Raw genomic sequence first — 1,135 nt, 5'->3', positions numbered from 1 at the left:
TTCGATGTCCTGAACGCCACCGACTACGTGGTTCCGGCCCTCGAAATCCTCGACTCCCGGATTGAGATGGAGGGCCGGACCATCGTGGACACCATCTCCGACAACGCCGCCATGGGCGCCATGGTGGTGGGCGGACGCCCGGTGAAACCGGACGCCGTCGACCTCCGCTGGGTATCCGCCATCCTCTACAAGAACCAGACCGTAGAGGAAACCGGCGTCGCCGCCGGCGTCCTGGACCACCCCGCCAACGGCGTGCACTGGCTGGCCAACAAGATCGCCGCCCACGGCGACAGCATGAAGGCCGGCGACATCATCCTCGCCGGCTCCTTCACCCGCCCCCTCTGGGTCTACAAAGGCGACACCGTCCACGCAGACTACGGACCGCTCGGGAGTGTCACATGCCGCTTCGAATAGAACCTGACAACACGTTCCGGGATGCCCTCGCCGCCGCGGACCGGCCGCTGGCCGGGATGTGGGTGTGCTCCGGCAGCCCGCTGGTGGCCGAGATCTGCGCCGGGTCCGGCCTGGACTGGCTCCTGGTCGACGCCGAACACAGCCCCAACGGGCTCGAATCCATCCTTGCCCAGCTCCAGGCAACCCACGGCTACCCCGTCCACACCCTGGTCCGGCCCCCGGTCAACGACACCGTGGTGATCAAGCAGTACCTGGACCTGGGCGCGCAGAACCTGCTGGTCCCCATGGTCAATTCCGTATCGGAGGCGGAAGCCGCGGTGGCCGCCACCCGCTACCCGCCCCAGGGTGTGCGCGGAGTGGGCTCAGCACTGGCCCGCGCCGCACGCTGGAACCGGGTCCCCGACTACCTCGCCCGCGCCGCGGACACCGTCAGCGTCACCGTCCAGATCGAATCCACATCCGCCGTGGACGCCGTCGAGGACATCCTAAAGGTGGACGGCGTGGACGCCACCTTCATCGGCCCCTCCGACCTCGCCGCCTCCATGGGCCTGCTGGGACAGCAGGAACACCCCGAAGTGCGCGCCGCCGTCGAACACTGCCTCGCCGCCGCAAAAGCGGCAGGAAAGCCCGCCGGCGTCAACGCCTTCAACCCCGACACCGCGCGGCACTACCTGGCCAACGGCGCCAACTTCATCCTGGTCGGCGCCGACGTCGCCCTCCT

At 68.6% G+C, this 1,135-nt stretch carries 1 protein-coding gene and 1 pseudogene; both read left to right on the top strand.

Annotated elements, in window-relative coordinates:
• Positions 1-414: pseudogene (locus tag ACIP9X_RS21810) on the top strand (2-oxo-hepta-3-ene-1,7-dioate hydratase); the annotation flags it as partial.
• A partial coding sequence (locus ACIP9X_RS21805) for an HpcH/HpaI aldolase/citrate lyase family protein (protein WP_400481834.1) occupies positions 399-1,135 on the top strand: 737 nt, incomplete at its 3' end. The pseudogene ACIP9X_RS21810 and the gene ACIP9X_RS21805, both read left to right, overlap by 16 nt.

The sequence above is a fragment of the Arthrobacter sp. NPDC093125 genome, from assembly GCF_044754225.1.
Taxonomy (GTDB): Bacteria; Actinomycetota; Actinomycetes; order Actinomycetales; family Micrococcaceae; genus Arthrobacter.
This window is presented reverse-complemented; position numbering and strand designations above follow the sequence as displayed.